Origin of the sequence: Brucella oryzae, from assembly GCF_041929965.1 — a bacterium.
GTDB classification, from domain to species: Bacteria; Pseudomonadota; Alphaproteobacteria; order Rhizobiales; family Rhizobiaceae; genus Brucella; species Brucella oryzae.
This window is the reverse complement of the sequence record NZ_JBHEEO010000014.1, coordinates 89,378-105,593: the sequence shown is the minus strand read 5'-3', so window position 1 is coordinate 105,593 and position 16,216 is coordinate 89,378. Positions and strand designations below refer to the sequence as shown.

Below are 16,216 nucleotides of genomic sequence, written 5' to 3'. Positions count from 1 at the left end.
GCTGTCGCAAAACGCGGCCCCTCCTAAAAAACAAAACCCGCCGAAAAATATCAACGGGTTTGTCAGCAGCCTGAGGCGCTGTAAAACAGCGCCTTATCGTATTTTTCTTATAGATTGGATTACACCGGTTCTCAGAATGGAATTTCGTCATCCAGATCGCGAGAGAATCCGCCGCCGCCGCTGCCACCGCCCTGATTGGATGGACCCGACGAGCCGAAGTCACCGCCGCCGGAATAATCGGACATCTGGTTGCGATTGCCACCACCGCCGAACGAACGGCCTTCGCCGCCGCCTTCACCACGGCTGTCGAGCATCTGCAGTTCACCGCGGAACTTCTGCAGCACAACTTCCGTCGAGTAACGGTCATTGCCGTTCTGATCCTGCCACTTGCGGGTCTGGAGTGCGCCCTCGATATAAACCTTGGCACCCTTCTTCAGATATTGTTCCGCGACCTTGGCAAGGTTCTCATTGAAAATGACGACGCTGTGCCATTCGGTGCGGTCCTTGCGTTCGCCGGTCTGGCGGTCGCGCCAGCTTTCCGACGTTGCAATGCGCAGATTGGCAACCATGTCGCCGGAATTCAGGCGACGAATTTCCGGATCGGCACCAAGATTGCCGACCAGAATGACTTTGTTGACGCTACCAGCCATCGAAAAATTACTCCGGGTCTTGCATGCACACTCTTTCCGTACGACTTCGCACAGACAAGAGGCACTTTCCAAATGAAAGATCAGGCGCAACGATGCGCCATCACCAGAAACTCTATCTTCACCTTACAGGACTGGCTCAACGCATGTTCAATCCGGGCCGGTGAATTCGTCAATGTCCACAGAGTTTATGTTCTTGTTTTGTTCAAAATGCAACCTTCCGACACTAAAAAGCCATGCGTTCGCCACAAATTTCAGAGGTTTTTTGACCGTTTCCTGTGCTGAAAATGCAGTTTGCGTCATTTCGGGGCCTAAAACTGCATCTGCCTTAATTTCAAAACGGCTCCACCCACCACCTCGTGGAAGATATTCACCCGCACTTCGGACGCTGGATCCGCTTCCAAGGAAAAGCCCTGCCGCTCACTGTATCTTTGGCGCGCAGGGCTTGGGGTTCGAGCAATGCTCATGTGTCGACATTAATTCGTCGGCAGGTCTTTTCGGATCACAAAGGCGCACAGCCATTTGCAGTCCGCGCAAATTCAAATTGTCGGCAATCGCACTTTCGATCAACGAGGCATCATTCCTTGCGAAAAGATGCTGCCGCAACCGAAACGGATTGTGCTTTCATCCTTGTGAAAGCTAGGCAACGTAGTCAGGTGGACTCATGCTCCTTTACCTCCCTACTGGGTCTTCCCGCCTCCTGCGGACCTCTTGCCGATGCCGTGTCATCCCACCGCGGCACCTCTCCGCTATCAGCGAGTAAAGGTAGTCTGCTCCTGTCAGGAGTGACAGTCAACGCTCTTGCGTTCACATTTCGTATCGCCTATCAGAAGGCTGGTTGTTCGATATTTGTTCTAATGATAAGAGTGCACCGATGAATGACCGGAGCCCCCTTCTTATTGGAGGGTTTCACCCCATATTAGGTACCGGCGCGACGTGTTTCACCATTCGGCGCCCGTTTATCCATGGCAATATGAGCAGGCAGGACGCGGAATGAGCGATCAGAAATTCATTTCCATACGTGGCGCGCGCGAACACAATCTGAAAAATGTCGATCTCGATCTGCCTCGCGACAAGCTGATCGTGATGACGGGGCTTTCCGGCTCGGGAAAATCCTCGCTTGCCTTCGATACGATCTATGCGGAAGGCCAGCGCCGCTACGTCGAAAGCCTTTCAGCCTATGCGCGCCAGTTCCTCGAAATGATGCAGAAGCCGGATGTCGACCAGATCGACGGCCTGTCCCCCGCCATTTCCATCGAACAGAAGACGACAAGCCGCAATCCGCGTTCGACGGTCGGCACCGTCACCGAAATCTACGACTATATGCGCCTGCTCTTTGCGCGCGTGGGTGTGCCCTATTCGCCGGCGACCGGTCTTCCCATCGAAAGCCAGACAGTCAGCCAGATGGTTGATCGCGTCATGGCGCTGGAAGAAGGCACGCGCCTTTATATCCTCGCGCCCATCGTTCGTGGCCGCAAGGGCGAGTACAAGAAGGAGCTGGCGGAACTTCAGAAGAAGGGCTTTCAGCGCGTCAAGGTGGACGGCACCTTCTATGAAATTGCTGATGTTCCAGCGCTCGACAAGAAATACAAGCACGATATCGATGTGGTGGTGGACCGCGTCGTGGTCCGTGCTGACCTTTCGACCCGCCTTGCCGACAGCCTTGAAACCTGCCTCAAGCTTGCCGAAGGTCTGGCCGTTGCCGAATTTGCCGACAAGCCGCTGCCGCCAGAAGAAACGGCGGAAGGTGGTGCGGCCAACAAGTCGGCCAACGAGACGCATGAGCGGATTCTTTTCTCAGAAAAATTTGCCTGCCCGGTTTCCGGCTTCACCATTCCTGAAATCGAACCGCGCCTGTTCTCGTTCAACAATCCGTTCGGCGCCTGCCCGACCTGTGACGGCCTCGGCACGCAGCAGGCCATCGATCCCAACCTCATCGTTCCCGACGAAACGGCGGCGCTGAAGGACGGCGCGATTGCCCCTTGGGCGCGGTCTTCGTCGCCCTATTACAATCAGACGCTGGAAGCGCTTGGTAAAGCCTATGGCTTCAAGATTGGCGCAAAATGGGCCGATCTTTCGGAGGAAGCCCGACAAGCCATTCTTTATGGCACCAAGGGCAAGGAAATCACCTTCCAGTATGATGACGGCCTGCGCTCCTACCAGACGACGAAGCCTTTTGAAGGCGTGATCCCCAATCTGGAGCGCCGCTGGAAGGAAACCGATTCGGCATGGTCGCGTGAAGATATCGAACGCTTCATGGCCTCAACGCCCTGCCCCGCCTGTAACGGCTATCGTTTGAAGCCGGAAGCGCTGGCGGTCAAGGTCGGCATGAAGCACATCGGCGAGATCACGGAAATGTCGATCCGCAAGGCCGACGCCTGGTTCCGCGACATCGATGGCAGCTTCAACGAAAAGCAGCGCGAGATTGCCGCCCGCATCCTCAAGGAAATCAGGGAGCGCCTGCAGTTCCTCAACGATGTTGGCCTCGACTATCTGACGCTGGCGCGCAATTCCGGCACCCTGTCGGGCGGCGAAAGCCAGCGCATTCGTTTGGCTTCGCAGATCGGCTCCGGCCTGACCGGGGTGCTTTACGTGCTGGATGAGCCGTCCATCGGCCTGCATCAGCGTGATAATGCGCGTCTCCTCGACACGCTGCGCCATCTGCGCGATCTCGGCAATACGGTCATCGTGGTCGAGCACGATGAAGATGCGATCCTGACCGCCGACTATGTGGTCGATATCGGTCCGGCGGCTGGCGTCCATGGCGGCAAGATCATCGCTCAAGGGTCGCCGCAGGACGTAATGTCCAATGCGAACTCGCTGACCGGCAAATATCTGTCGGGTGCGATGGAAGTTGCCGTCCCGGCGGAACGCCGCAAGATTTCCAAGTCCAAGCGCATTCGCGTGGTGGGCGCGCGCGGCAATAACCTGAAAAATGTCTCGGCGGATATTCCGCTTGGAACCTTCACCGCCGTCACTGGCGTTTCAGGCGGCGGCAAATCCACCTTCCTGATCGAAACCCTGTTCAAGGCCGCCTCGCGCCGCATCATGGGTTCGCGTGAGCATCCGGCAGAGCATGACCGCATCGAGGGGCTGGAATTCCTCGACAAGGTGATCGACATCGACCAGTCGCCGATCGGCCGCACCCCGCGCTCCAACCCGGCAACCTATACAGGCGCCTTCACGCCAATCCGCGACTGGTTCGCGGGCCTGCCGGAAGCCAAGGCACGCGGCTATCAGCCGGGCCGCTTCTCGTTCAACGTGAAGGGCGGGCGCTGCGAGGCCTGCCAGGGCGATGGCGTCATCAAGATCGAGATGCACTTCCTGCCGGATGTCTATGTCACTTGCGACGTTTGCCACGGCAAACGCTACAACCGCGAAACGCTGGAAGTCCTGTTCAAGGGCAAGTCCATCGCCGATGTGCTGGATATGACTGTCGAGGAAGGTGCGGAGTTCTTCTCTGCCGTGCCAGCGGTGCGCGACAAGATGGAAACGCTCGTCAAGGTGGGCCTCGGCTATATCAAGGTCGGCCAGCAGGCGACGACGCTTTCCGGCGGTGAAGCGCAGCGCGTGAAACTTGCCAAGGAACTGTCGCGCCGCGCCACGGGCCGCACGCTCTATATTCTGGACGAACCCACTACTGGCCTGCACTTCCATGACGTAGCAAAACTTTTGGAAGTGCTGCACGAACTGGTTGAACAGGGTAACACCGTCGTGGTGATCGAGCATAATCTGGAAGTCATCAAGACTGCCGACTGGGTGATCGATCTTGGACCGGAAGGCGGTGATGGTGGCGGCGAAATTGTCGCCGTGGGCCGTCCGGAAGACATTGTGAAGGAGAAGCGCTCCTACACCGGCCACTTCCTCAAGGAACTGCTCGAACGTCGCCCCAAGCGCAGTTCAGAGGCTGCTGAATAAAGCACCAGCAACGAGAATTATTGGAAGCCGGGCATGCTGCCCGGCTTTCTGTTATCGACAGGTTTTTTTGATGCGCCCATCGCATCTATTTAAAGTATTATATTCTATTGCGTTAAACGAATAAGTAGCATCATGATACACCTTAAACTTGCATTACCAAGGTGATTCAGCATGCCACTAGAGCGCATTCACTTGCATAAAATATTGAAATTATTGTTTTCATCGGCCCCTCAGAGGCGCTCCTTACTCTTGAGGGACCTGCGGCTCGAAAGGGCTAAAGAGGAGGGTCGAGAGGCCAACGGTCCAGACTTCTATACTCCGTTCTGGTCCGATGTGCGGGCACACATATTTGGCGGAAACGATCTCCACGAGAGTACCGAAGGACGTATTATTGCCAATCCAAGAAGCAGAAAAGATTTATATCCCAAATTGAGAGATGGTTTTTTGCGGTGGTGGATAGAAAGGAGACGTTGGACGAATGAGCCATTTCGTCCCGGAAGGCACCTCAAATCCAGCTACACTTTTGCCGAACTGGGAGCGACAGTTAAGGTAGAAGGCGTTCTTTCAGTTCGCGATGCGCGAAGCGCTGAACATTTCATATATCCATATTTTGGTTCAGATCCGGCTCTATCGGACGAGGCTGCGAAACTTGGATTATGGCTCTTAATACAAGCTCTGCCAGAAGTTTTGCCAACAGAAATTCGTATCCTAGACATAATACGCGGACAAACCTTTTCCGTTGATCGACTTCCATTGAGCGGAAACGAAGAGGCTAAATTTCAAGAACAATACAGGAAACTTATCGACGAGAGAAATGCGCTCCTCGCCGGCTAGGCCAAACTTGTCTCCGCGGATCGCACCTCAACATCTCGCGTCCGATATACTAATGTCTCATAAACGAAAAAAGCCCGGACAAGCCGGGCCTTCTCGACAGCCATTCGCGATCATGCCGCGATGGCTGGGAATTTATCGTCACGATCCGTTCGAAGAGCTTTCGCCCTCCAGATCATGATTAGCCGTTTACGGCGTCCTTCAGGCCCTTGCCAGCCGAGAACTTCGGCACGTTGCGAGCCGGAATAGCAACTTCCTTGCCGGTCGAAGGATTACGGCCGGTCGAGGCAGCGCGATGCGAAACGGAGAAAACGCCGAAGCCAGGCAGACGGACTTCTTCACCAGCCTTCAGGGCACCGGTGACAGCAGCGAGTACGGCGTCAACAGCAGTACCGGCATCAGCCTTCGTCAAACCGCCCTTTTCCGCAACTGCGGCAACCAATTCGTTCTTGTTCATTGGCATTTCCTTTCTTTATCTACCGGAACGGATAACGTGACCGGATTGGTCGGAGTTTATTCAAATCGGTTCACAAACCAAGCCTGTCAACGTGAAAAAACCCCGGAAAACCGGGGTTAAACACAGAAATGCCGGGCAATTTGCCCGGCATTTGGATTGTTGGCCCTGATAAACAGCTCTTAATGGGCCATCGAGGCGCCTGTTTCCTCCTCGACCGAAGGTACAGGCGCCGGTGTTTCCGGCTCGGTCCATTCGATCGGTTCGGGTTCGCGAACCAGAGCGTGCTTGAGCACCTCGCCCACGCGGGACACCGGAACGATCTCAAGACTATTCTTCACATTGTCCGGAATATCCGCCAGATCCTTGGCGTTTTCTTCCGGGATCAGAACCTTCTTGATGCCGCCGCGCAGTGCCGCGAGGAGCTTTTCCTTGAGGCCGCCAATGGGCAGGACACGACCGCGCAGGGTGACCTCACCGGTCATTGCGATGTCCTTGCGAACCGGAATGCCGGTCAGCACGGAGACAATCGCCGTGACCATGGCGATGCCTGCGGACGGACCGTCCTTCGGCGTCGCACCTTCCGGCACGTGCACGTGGATGTCGCGCTTGTCGAACAGCGGAGGCTCAATGCCGAAATCGATAGCACGCGAGCGTACATAGGAAGCCGCTGCAGAGATCGATTCCTTCATCACGTCGCGGAGGTTACCCGTGACGGTCATGCGGCCCTTGCCGGGCATCATGACACCTTCGATGGTCAGCAATTCGCCGCCAACCTCCGTCCAGGCAAGGCCTGTCACGACGCCAACCTGATCTTCGCCGTCAATCTGACCGAAGCGGAACCGCTCGACACCCAGATAGTCGGAGAGGTTCTTTTCGGTGACTTTCACCGACTTCTTCTTCGACTTCAGGATTTCAGTCACGGCCTTACGGGCCAGAGTCATCAATTCGCGTTCGAGGCTACGCACACCTGCTTCCCGCGTATAAAGGCGGATAACATTGCGCAGCGCATCGTCCGTGACCGAAAACTCTTTCGGCTGCAGAGCGTGATCCTTGATTGCCTTCGGCAGCAGGTGCCGCTTGGCGATCTCGAGCTTTTCATCCTCGGTGTAGCCGGCAATACGGATGACTTCCATACGATCCAGCAATGGGCCGGGAATGTTCAGCGTATTGGCCGTCGTCACGAACATGACGTTCGACAGATCATATTCGACCTCAAGGTAGTGATCCATGAAGGTCGAGTTCTGTTCGGGGTCCAGCACCTCGAGCATGGCCGATGACGGATCGCCGCGGAAATCCTGGCCCATCTTGTCGATTTCATCGAGCAGGAAGAGCGGGTTGGACTTCTTCGCCTTCTTCATCGACTGGATAACCTTGCCGGGCATCGAACCGATATAAGTGCGGCGGTGACCGCGGATTTCAGCCTCGTCACGCACGCCGCCAAGCGACATACGGACATATTCACGGCCTGTCGCCTTGGCAATCGAACGGGCGAGCGAGGTCTTGCCGACGCCGGGAGGGCCGACGAGGCAGAGGATCGGGCCCTTGATCTTGGTCGAGCGAGCCTGCACCGCGAGATATTCGACAATGCGCTCCTTGACCTTGTCGAGGCCGAAATGCTCGTCATCGAGCACTTCCTCGGCAAAGTTCAGGTCCTGCTTGATCTTCGACTTCCTGCCCCATGGAATGGACAGGAGCCAGTCGAGATAGTTGCGGACGACCGTTGCTTCGGCAGACATCGGGCTCATGCTGCGCAGCTTCTTCAGCTCGCCTTGCGCCTTTTCACGGGCTTCCTTGGAAAGCTTGGTCTTGTTGATGCGTTCTTCCAGTTCAGCCGCTTCGTCGCGACCGTCCTCGCCATCGCCAAGCTCCTTCTGGATCGCCTTCATCTGCTCGTTGAGATAATATTCGCGCTGCGTCTTCTCCATCTGGCGCTTGACGCGACTGCGGATACGCTTCTCAACCTGGAGAACCGAAATTTCGGCTTCCATGAAGGAAAGTGCCTTCTCAAGGCGCTCGCGCACCGAGAGGATCGACAGCATTTCCTGCTTCTCGGGAATCTTGATCGCGAGATGCGAGGCAACCGTGTCGGCAAGCTTGGAATAATCGTCGATCTGGCTGGCGGCGCCAACCACTTCCGGCGAAATCTTCTTGTTCAGCTTGACGTAGTTTTCGAAGTCGGAAACCACCGAGCGGGCAAGCGCCTCGATCTCGACGGCATCTTCTTCAGGCTCCGGCAAAGCCGCAGCATAGGCCTCGTGATAATCTTCGCGGTCGGTAAACTTGGAAACCTTGGCGCGCGCCGTGCCTTCGACCAGCACCTTGACGGTGCCGTCCGGCAGCTTCAAAAGCTGCAATACATTGGCGATCGTGCCGATTTCAAAAATCGCATCCGGTGCCGGATCGTCATCGGCGGCGTTCTTCTGGGTGGCAAGCAGAATCTGCTTGTCCACGCCCATCACTTCCTCCAGCGCGCGAATGGACTTTTCGCGGCCGACAAAAAGCGGAACGATCATATGCGGGAAAACGACGATGTCACGCAACGGCAAAACGGCATAGAGCCCGTCTGCACCGCCCGCTTCAGAACCACCCAATGGGGTCTTCTGTTCAGTACCCGTCATAACTCAAGTCCTTTCTCAGGTCTTTCAACCTGACTGCCACATCCGCGCCCCCTTTCATCACGAGGCAGGTCACGAATGTGCTTCGGTCCATACTTGGAGAGCCGAACCCGGCAATTCAATAGCCTGTAGCGGGATGGCTTTCATAGAATCGTCATCTATCCTGCGCTGTACCGTGATTTAGTACAACATCTAGTTAGGCTGTACCCTGGTTGCTGCGCCTGCAATACTGACAGGAACAGCCCTGCGCAAGTCTGCACATGAAAAAGGCCGCTTGCGCGGCCCTTTTATGGATTGGCTGTTGCCGCTCAAGCAGAAACATTACCCTTTTCGTCCTGCCGCTCGGCATAGATATAGAGCGGACGGGCACTGCCATCCACCACATCGCCGGAGATGACCACTTCCTGCACGCCTTCCAGCGTCGGAAGCTCGAACATCGTGTCGAGCAGGATCTTTTCCATGATCGAACGCAGGCCACGTGCGCCCGTCTTGCGCTCGACCGCCTTGTTGGCAATCGCCCGCAGGGCATCCTCGTGGAAGCTCAGCTCGACGCTTTCCATGTCGAACAGGCGCTGATACTGCTTCACGAGCGCGTTCTTCGGCTCGGTCAGGATCTGCACCAGAGCATCGACATCGAGGTCTTCGAGCGTCGCGATCACCGGCAGACGGCCGACGAATTCCGGAATGAGGCCGAATTTCAGAAGATCTTCCGGCTCCAGTTCCTTGAAGACATCACCGATACGGCGTTCATCGACCGAACGGACTGTAGCGCCGAAGCCGATGGACGTCTTCTCGCCACGTGCGGAGATGATCTTGTCGAGACCGGCAAAAGCGCCGCCGCAGATGAAGAGGATGTTCGTCGTGTCCACCTGCAGGAATTCCTGCTGCGGATGCTTGCGGCCGCCCTGCGGCGGCACGGAAGCGACGGTGCCTTCCATGATCTTCAAAAGCGCCTGCTGGACACCCTCGCCCGACACGTCGCGCGTGATGGACGGGTTATCCGACTTGCGGCTGATCTTGTCGACTTCGTCGATATAGACGATGCCGCGCTGTGCGCGTTCCACGTTGTAATCGGCGGCCTGAAGCAGCTTCAGGATAATGTTCTCGACATCTTCACCGACATAGCCTGCTTCGGTCAGCGTCGTTGCATCGGCCATTGTGAACGGCACATCGATGATGCGTGCGAGCGTCTGGGCAAGATAGGTCTTGCCGCAACCCGTCGGGCCGACGAGAAGAATGTTCGACTTCGCAAGCTCGATATCGCTGCTCTTGGACTGATGGGCGAGACGCTTGTAGTGATTGTGTACCGCAACCGACAGAACGCGCTTGGCATCCTTCTGGCCGATGACGTAATCGTCAAGAACGGCCATGATTTCCTGCGGCGTAGGCACGCCCTCGCGCGACTTCACCATCGAGGATTTGTTTTCCTCGCGGATGATGTCCATGCAGAGTTCGACGCACTCGTCGCAGATGAAAACGGTCGGGCCTGCAATCAGCTTGCGCACTTCATGCTGGCTTTTGCCGCAGAACGAGCAATAAAGCGTATTCTTGGAATCGCCGCCGCTGTTGCTGACTTTGCTCATCGCAGTTTCCTTTCAATTGACCGAAATGAACCTTGGGCGTTCATATCGATCGTTTCTTCCGGTTCGGACCCAGTGCTGGAGGAGAAACGCGCCTCCCGCCGGTCACGACAGCAGCAAATACGCGCTACCTGTCGTCTAGGGCCTGTAGTCTCAGGATTCCTGTCACCGCATGGCTCCCCGACCGAAGGAGCCATTTGGGGACTTTTGCAGAAGCTGCACCGCCGAACAAATGAAAAATAAGTTCCCGGCAAAGATTCGGCATAATCTGACCAAGTTTAGCGCCCCGAACCCAAACAGATGCTTAACGCGGCGCGTTAACCATCACGTAGGAGCAAGAATTAGGCCCCTTTTGTGGCAAAGGGCGCTAAAAACAGGTACGAGCCGGAGATTCCGGGCTCTTACTTCGATTCGTCCGCGCCCACGTCGCGCGATTCAACCACCTTGTCGATAAGGCCGAATTCGAGCGCTTCCTGCGCGGTCATGAAATGGTCGCGGTCAAGCGTGCGTTCGATCGTCTCGTAATCGCGACCCGTGTGCTTGACATATACCTCATTGAGGCGGCGCTTCATCTTGATGATGTCCTGCGCATGACGTTCGATATCCGACGCCTGCCCCTGGAAACCGCCCGATGGCTGGTGAACCATGATACGTGCATTCGGCAGCGCATAACGCTGGCCGGTCGCACCGGCAGTCAGAAGCAGCGAGCCCATCGAAGCAGCCTGCCCCATGCAAAGCGTGGAAACCGGCGGACGGATGAACTGCATCGTGTCGTAGATCGCCATGCCGGAGGTTACGACGCCGCCGGGCGAATTGATGTACATGTTGATCTCTTTCTTCGGGTTTTCTGCCTCGAGAAAGAGAAGCTGCGCGCAAACCAGCATCGACATTCCGTCTTCAACCGGTCCGTTTACGAAGATGATGCGCTCCTTGAGAAGGCGCGAGAAAATATCATAGGCCCGTTCGCCACGGTTGGTCTGCTCAACCACCATCGGGACGAGGTTCATGACGGTTTCGATCGGATCTCTCATTATGGGCCTCTGGATATATTTATGGCGAAGTGAATAGTTCTGAATCGTGAGTGTTCCATACATAGGGCGTTGCGCCCCTGTTCCGCAAGTGGCGCAGCACTCCGCGCTTTACTCCCAGTCCAACTCCGGTTTTTCGGGACGAATGCCGCGCTTCTCGTCCAACGTTTTGCGCGCCACTTCGGTCAGCTGCGCCTTGATGCGGACGGAGCCGTCTTCCAGGTTCTCGCGTTCAACATTGCTGCCGTGCTGATAAATCCAATCGAGAAGATGAAGCTCGAAAGGAGACAGCACGACATCCACCGAACCGAGTGCACCCGCTATCCGCGTTTCGATAAGCGAAAGCAACCTGTCAACGCCCTCACCGGTGATAGCAGAGAGGGGGATCGGACGCCCCTCTTCGCTGCCTGCGGCGGCAAGGCGCATAGCGGCTTCACGCCCGCTTTCGTCGAGATTGTCGATCTTGTTCCAGATTTCGACGACACGCTTGCGGTCCTGCGGCTCGATGCCCAGCCCTGCAAGAATGCTTTCAACGTCTTCCGCCTGCGCGGCATTGTCCGGATCGGAAATGTCGCGGACATGCAGGATCAGGTCAGCCTCGACCACTTCTTCAAGCGTGGCGCGGAAAGCGGCAACGAGATGGTGCGGCAGGTTGGAGATGAAACCAACCGTATCCGACAGGATAACCGTTTCGCCATGCGGAAGGCGAATGCGCCGCAATGTTGGATCGAGCGTGGCGAAGAGCATGTCTTCGGCCAGCACTTCCGCGCCGGTCATACGGTTGAAAAGTGTGGACTTTCCCGCATTGGTATAGCCGACAAGCGCCACAATCGGATGTGGCACCTTGCGCCGCTTCTGGCGATGCAGTGTGCGGGTCCGCACCACCGTTTCAAGCTCGCGCTTAATCTTCAGAATCTTTTCCTGCAACATGCGGCGGTCGGCTTCGATCTGGGTTTCACCCGGACCACCGAGGAAGCCGCCACCGCCGCGCTGACGCTCCAAGTGGGTCCAGCTTCTGACCAGACGGCCCTTCTGATAATTCAGATGCGCCAGCTCGACCTGCAAGGCGCCTTCCTTGGTGCGCGCGCGCTCGCCGAAAATTTCGAGAATGAGACCCGTGCGGTCGATGACCTTGACGTTCCATTCCTTTTCCAGATTGCGCTGCTGCACCGGTGTCAGCGCGTGATCGACGATGACCAGCCCGATGGCCTTTTCTTCGACGGTTTCGGCAATGGACTCCACCTTTCCCGCACCCAGCAAGGTCGCAGGCCGCGGATTGGCGATAATCGCAATTTCGGCATGTTCGATGTCGAGATTGATTGCCCGGGCAAGCCCGACGGCTTCCTCTAGGCGCGCCTCATTCGAGCGCTGAAATTCGGGGCGAGCCCCATCTTCCGTCGACGTACCCGTATTATACCGCTCCGGCAGAACGGGAACGATAACGGCTGCCCTTGTGGGCTCAGGTTCTGAAATCTCGAAATCCTTGTCTGCATCGGCAGACATAGGCTTTTTATCCTTGAATTTGGACAAATATTTTCACTCCGGGACGCGGAAACTCTCGTGGATGCATCTTGGCTGAAAAGATCAGGTCAATGCACTATCTGACATTGCAGATAAGTCGCCGCTACAGCTGTTTCAAATGAAAGACGCCCCGGATTGTTTAAACATGAGGAACCGGACAGGCAGAGCGTGTCCGGTTATCATCAGCAGAAACAAAACTGGAGCGAAACAACCCAATGATCACGCTCCAGTGGAATTCGGAAAGCGTCAGGCTTCTTCGCCTTCGAACATCTGCACAGGCTGGCTTGGCATGATCGTCGAAATCGCATGCTTGTAGACAAGCTGCGAATGACCGTCACGACGCAGAAGCACGCAGAAATTATCAAACGACGTTACAATGCCGGTCAGTTTCACGCCATTGATAAGAAAAATCGTCAGGGAAATTTTCTGCTTACGTACAGAATTCAGAAAAAGGTCTTGTAGATTTTGCGATCGTTCAGCCATTGTTTTTATTCCTTTAATCGATCAGCAGCCAGCTCGCGATGCGTTAAACGAACACGCGCATGCACATAAATCAAGCACCGGAGCGTGCAAAACCGGTACTCGACTGCAATTGCTGTGGAAAGACAACTGCTTCGCTATTTAGCTTCGGTTAACAGGATGGGAATCTTTGCGCAACCGTCAATTTCATTTGCCGCGCGGCAAATTGCGGAAAGCGAGACAGCTTCATCATCTTACTCTGCCACGACAAGCTCTTCTATTTGTTGGGATTCCTCCGATGCCTGCTCCCGATCCATTGCCCGCATGTAAAAACTTACGGGCTGAAGCGAAACGAATGTTCCAGCTTGGGCAACGACATGAGGCCCCGTTGGTTCAGAAAAACTCCAGACTGACGCGGAACATCTGTTCCACATGCTTTACGGCATCAGATGTTGCGAAAATGACAACGCGATCCTTGGGCTTGATCCGCACGTCGCCATTTGGACGGATCACCTGCCCGTCACGATAGATCGCACCGATTCGCAAACCTTCCGGCAGATCGAGATCACGCAGCGGCGCGCCAACCAGAGAGGATGTCTCCAGAGCCTCGGCCTCGATCAGTTCAGCCATATCGCGATAAACGCTATAGACTGCGCGGATGCGGCCGCGCCGCACATGCTGCAGGATTTTGGAGATCGTGACAGCCTTCGGATTGATATAGGCATCGATCCCCACCATGTGGGTGAAATCCTGATAGGCGACCGTGTTAAGCAGCGCCATGTTGGATTTGCACCCCAGACGCTTGGCCATGATGCTCGAAAGAATATTGACCTGATCCTGATTGGTCAGCGCGACCATCAGGTCGGCATCCTGAATATCGGCTTCCTGCAGCAGGTTCTGATCGAGCGCGCTGCCGTGCAGAACCATGGTGCGCTTCAGCTGGTCGGCAATCGCGAATGCACGGTCATGCTCGCTTTCGATCATCTTGACGCGCGTATTCCACTTGCGGTCCTCGATAGCCTTGGCCACATAGAGACCGATATTGCCGCCGCCTGCGATAACGATGCGGCTGGCTTCCGGCTTCTCATGCCCGAACAAAGAGAGCGTGCGGCGGACCTGCTCGCGCGTCGTCACGACATAGGCCAGATCCCCTGCATTCAGCTCGTCGGAGGAGCGCGGAATGAACAGGCTGTCATTGCGCACCACGCCAACGACGGTTGCCGCAAGGTCGGGAAAAAGATCGGTCAGCTGCTTCAGCGGCGTATTGATGACCGGACATTCCTCCAGGCATTCGATGGCAAGGCCGATGATCTTGTCATCGGCAAAGCGCAGCACGTCCGTCGCGCCCTGCAACGCGATGCGCCGCAGAACCACCTCACCCACTTCCAGCTCCGGCGAGATGATCACGTCAATCGGCAGGTTTTCGCGCAGAAACAGGTCCTGATACTCAGCCTTGAGATAGGATTGGGCACGGATGCGGGCGATCTTGGTCGGTACGTTGAAGACCGAATGCGCCACCTGACAGGCCACCATATTGACCTCGTCGGACAAGGTGACGGCGATGATCATATCCGCTTCATCGGCGCCAGCAGCCGCAAGCACGTCGGGCTGCGAACCGTGTCCGACAAACCCACGCACGTCGAGCGTGTCGCGCACGATCTCGACATGGCGTGCAGATGTGTCGATGACAGAGACGTCGTTTTCTTCCGCCGCAAGCCGCTCGGCGATGCCGTATCCGACCTGCCCTGCTCCGCAAACGATTACCCGCATGACTGCTCCGTCCGAGACACTTGACTGTTTATACGCCGAGAGATTTCAGTTTGCGATGCAGCGCCGAACGCTCCATGCCAACGAACTCCGCCGTGCGTGAAATATTGCCGCCGAACCGGTTGATCTGGGCGATCAGATATTCCTTCTCGAAACGCTCGCGCGCCTCGCGCAACGGGAGCGCCATGATGTGCTGGTCGGATTCTGTCGGCGCGCGCGGCAGCGTATCGCCAATTTCAGCCGGCAAAAGATCGGCCGTCACCGGCGCTTCGGGATCATCGCCGCGCGCCAGAATCATCAGGCGTTCGACATTGTTGCGAAGCTGGCGAAGGTTGCCCGGCCAGCTATGCGCCTGCAAAACCGCCATGGCATCGGGGCCGATCTTGCGCGGCTTGATGCCTGCCTGTTCGGCAATCTGCTTCATGAAATAATCGACCAGAGACGGAATATCCTCGCGCCGGGCGGCAAGCGGCGGCACCTGCACCGGCACCACCGACAGACGGTGAAACAAATCCTCGCGGAACGTGCCTTCCGCAATCATGCCTTCAAGGTTCTGTGCGGTCGAGGAAATGATGCGCACATCCACCTTCACGCGCTTGGTGCCGCCGACGCGCTCGAACTGCTGGTCGACGAGCACACGCAGAATCTTGTTCTGCGTCTCGCGCGGCATATCTGCGACTTCATCGAGGTAGAGAATACCGCCATGGGCTTCTTCCAGAGCGCCCACCTTGCGCTCGCCGCCGTCCATTTCTGTGCCGAAGAGTTCGATTTCCATGCGCTCCGGCGTGATGGTCGCTGCATTGACCGTCACAAAGGGTCCGCTGGCACGGCCCGACTGCGCATGTATGGCACGGGCGGCCAACTCCTTGCCCGCGCCCGACGGACCTGTAATCATGATGCGGCTGTTGGTCGGCGCCACACGTTCGATGGTCTGGCGCAACTGGTTCATCGCCAGAGACGCACCGATCAACTCCAGATGATCGCCGCTGCGCTTGCGAAGATTGGAAACTTCGCGCTTCAGCTTCGAGGTTTCGAGCGCCCGTTCCGCGACGAGGATCAGGCGGTCAGCCTTGAAAGGCTTTTCGATGAAATCATAGGCGCCGCGCCGGATCGCCGACACCGCCGTTTCAATATTGCCGTGACCGGAAATCATCACGACCGGCAGTTCAGGGTGCTGCTTCTTGATTTCATCAAGCAGTGCCAGACCGTCCAGACGACTGCCCTGCAGCCAGATGTCCAGAAAAACCAGTCGGGGAACGCGATCATTGATCGCCGCGAGCGCGCTGTCTGCGTCGAAAGCCGTGCGGGTTTCATGGCCTTCATCGCTCAGAATGCCTGCAACAAGTTCCCGGATATCCGCTTCGTCATCAACCACAAGAATATCGGCAGCCAT

General features: G+C 56.5%; 11 protein-coding genes and 1 pseudogene. 2 read left to right on the top strand and 10 right to left on the bottom strand.

Features of this window, described 5'->3' with window-relative positions:
- Positions 1–131: 131 nt before the first annotated feature.
- The gene (ssb, locus tag JNC70_RS15365; RefSeq protein ID WP_104757391.1) at positions 132–650 is read right to left on the bottom strand and encodes a single-stranded DNA-binding protein; all 519 of its coding nucleotides are present in this window, start codon (positions 648–650) and stop codon (positions 132–134) included.
- Positions 651–1,640: 990 nt separating this feature from the next.
- Here ssb and uvrA point away from each other — a divergent pair.
- On the top strand, positions 1,641–4,565 hold the full coding sequence (uvrA, locus tag JNC70_RS15360) for an excinuclease ABC subunit UvrA (RefSeq protein WP_104757389.1): 2,925 nt from the start codon (positions 1,641–1,643) through the stop codon (positions 4,563–4,565).
- A gap of 171 nt (positions 4,566–4,736) precedes the next feature.
- The gene (locus tag JNC70_RS15355; RefSeq protein WP_104757388.1) at positions 4,737–5,399 is read left to right on the top strand and encodes a hypothetical protein; all 663 of its coding nucleotides are present in this window, start codon (positions 4,737–4,739) and stop codon (positions 5,397–5,399) included.
- A 178-nt stretch (positions 5,400–5,577) separates the two neighbouring features.
- On the opposite strand, the gene JNC70_RS15350 is transcribed toward JNC70_RS15355, so the two are convergent.
- From JNC70_RS15350 to ntrX, 9 genes and pseudogenes are all read right to left on the bottom strand, one after another.
- A complete protein-coding gene (locus tag JNC70_RS15350; RefSeq protein ID WP_006470422.1) occupies positions 5,578–5,853 on the bottom strand; it encodes an HU family DNA-binding protein in 276 nt (91 codons plus the stop codon).
- A gap of 179 nt (positions 5,854–6,032) precedes the next feature.
- The gene (gene lon, locus JNC70_RS15345; RefSeq protein ID WP_104757387.1) at positions 6,033–8,471 is read right to left on the bottom strand and encodes an endopeptidase La; all 2,439 of its coding nucleotides are present in this window, start codon (positions 8,469–8,471) and stop codon (positions 6,033–6,035) included.
- 305 nt (positions 8,472–8,776) lie between these two features.
- Positions 8,777–10,051: an ATP-dependent Clp protease ATP-binding subunit ClpX gene (gene clpX / locus JNC70_RS15340; protein ID WP_104757386.1), complete on the bottom strand. Its 1,275-nt coding sequence runs from the start codon at positions 10,049–10,051 to the stop codon at positions 8,777–8,779.
- A 398-nt stretch (positions 10,052–10,449) separates the two neighbouring features.
- The gene (gene clpP, locus JNC70_RS15335; RefSeq protein ID WP_104757392.1) at positions 10,450–11,079 is read right to left on the bottom strand and encodes an ATP-dependent Clp endopeptidase proteolytic subunit ClpP; all 630 of its coding nucleotides are present in this window, start codon (positions 11,077–11,079) and stop codon (positions 10,450–10,452) included.
- 108 nt (positions 11,080–11,187) lie between these two features.
- Positions 11,188–12,606, bottom strand: coding sequence for a GTPase HflX (gene hflX / locus JNC70_RS15330; protein WP_104757385.1), 1,419 nt, complete (start codon positions 12,604–12,606; stop codon positions 11,188–11,190).
- Positions 12,607–12,843: 237 nt separating this feature from the next.
- Positions 12,844–13,080: an RNA chaperone Hfq gene (hfq, locus tag JNC70_RS15325; protein ID WP_002964239.1), complete on the bottom strand. Its 237-nt coding sequence runs from the start codon at positions 13,078–13,080 to the stop codon at positions 12,844–12,846.
- A 5-nt stretch (positions 13,081–13,085) separates the two neighbouring features.
- Positions 13,086–13,283 (bottom strand): annotated as a pseudogene (locus JNC70_RS15320) (hypothetical protein).
- A 166-nt stretch (positions 13,284–13,449) separates the two neighbouring features.
- Positions 13,450–14,826 (bottom strand): Trk system potassium transporter TrkA, encoded by a 1,377-nt coding sequence (trkA, locus tag JNC70_RS15315; RefSeq protein WP_104757384.1) that lies wholly within the window; start codon positions 14,824–14,826, stop codon positions 13,450–13,452.
- A gap of 28 nt (positions 14,827–14,854) precedes the next feature.
- Positions 14,855–16,216, bottom strand: coding sequence for a nitrogen assimilation response regulator NtrX (ntrX, locus tag JNC70_RS15310; protein WP_061346346.1), 1,362 nt, complete (start codon positions 16,214–16,216; stop codon positions 14,855–14,857).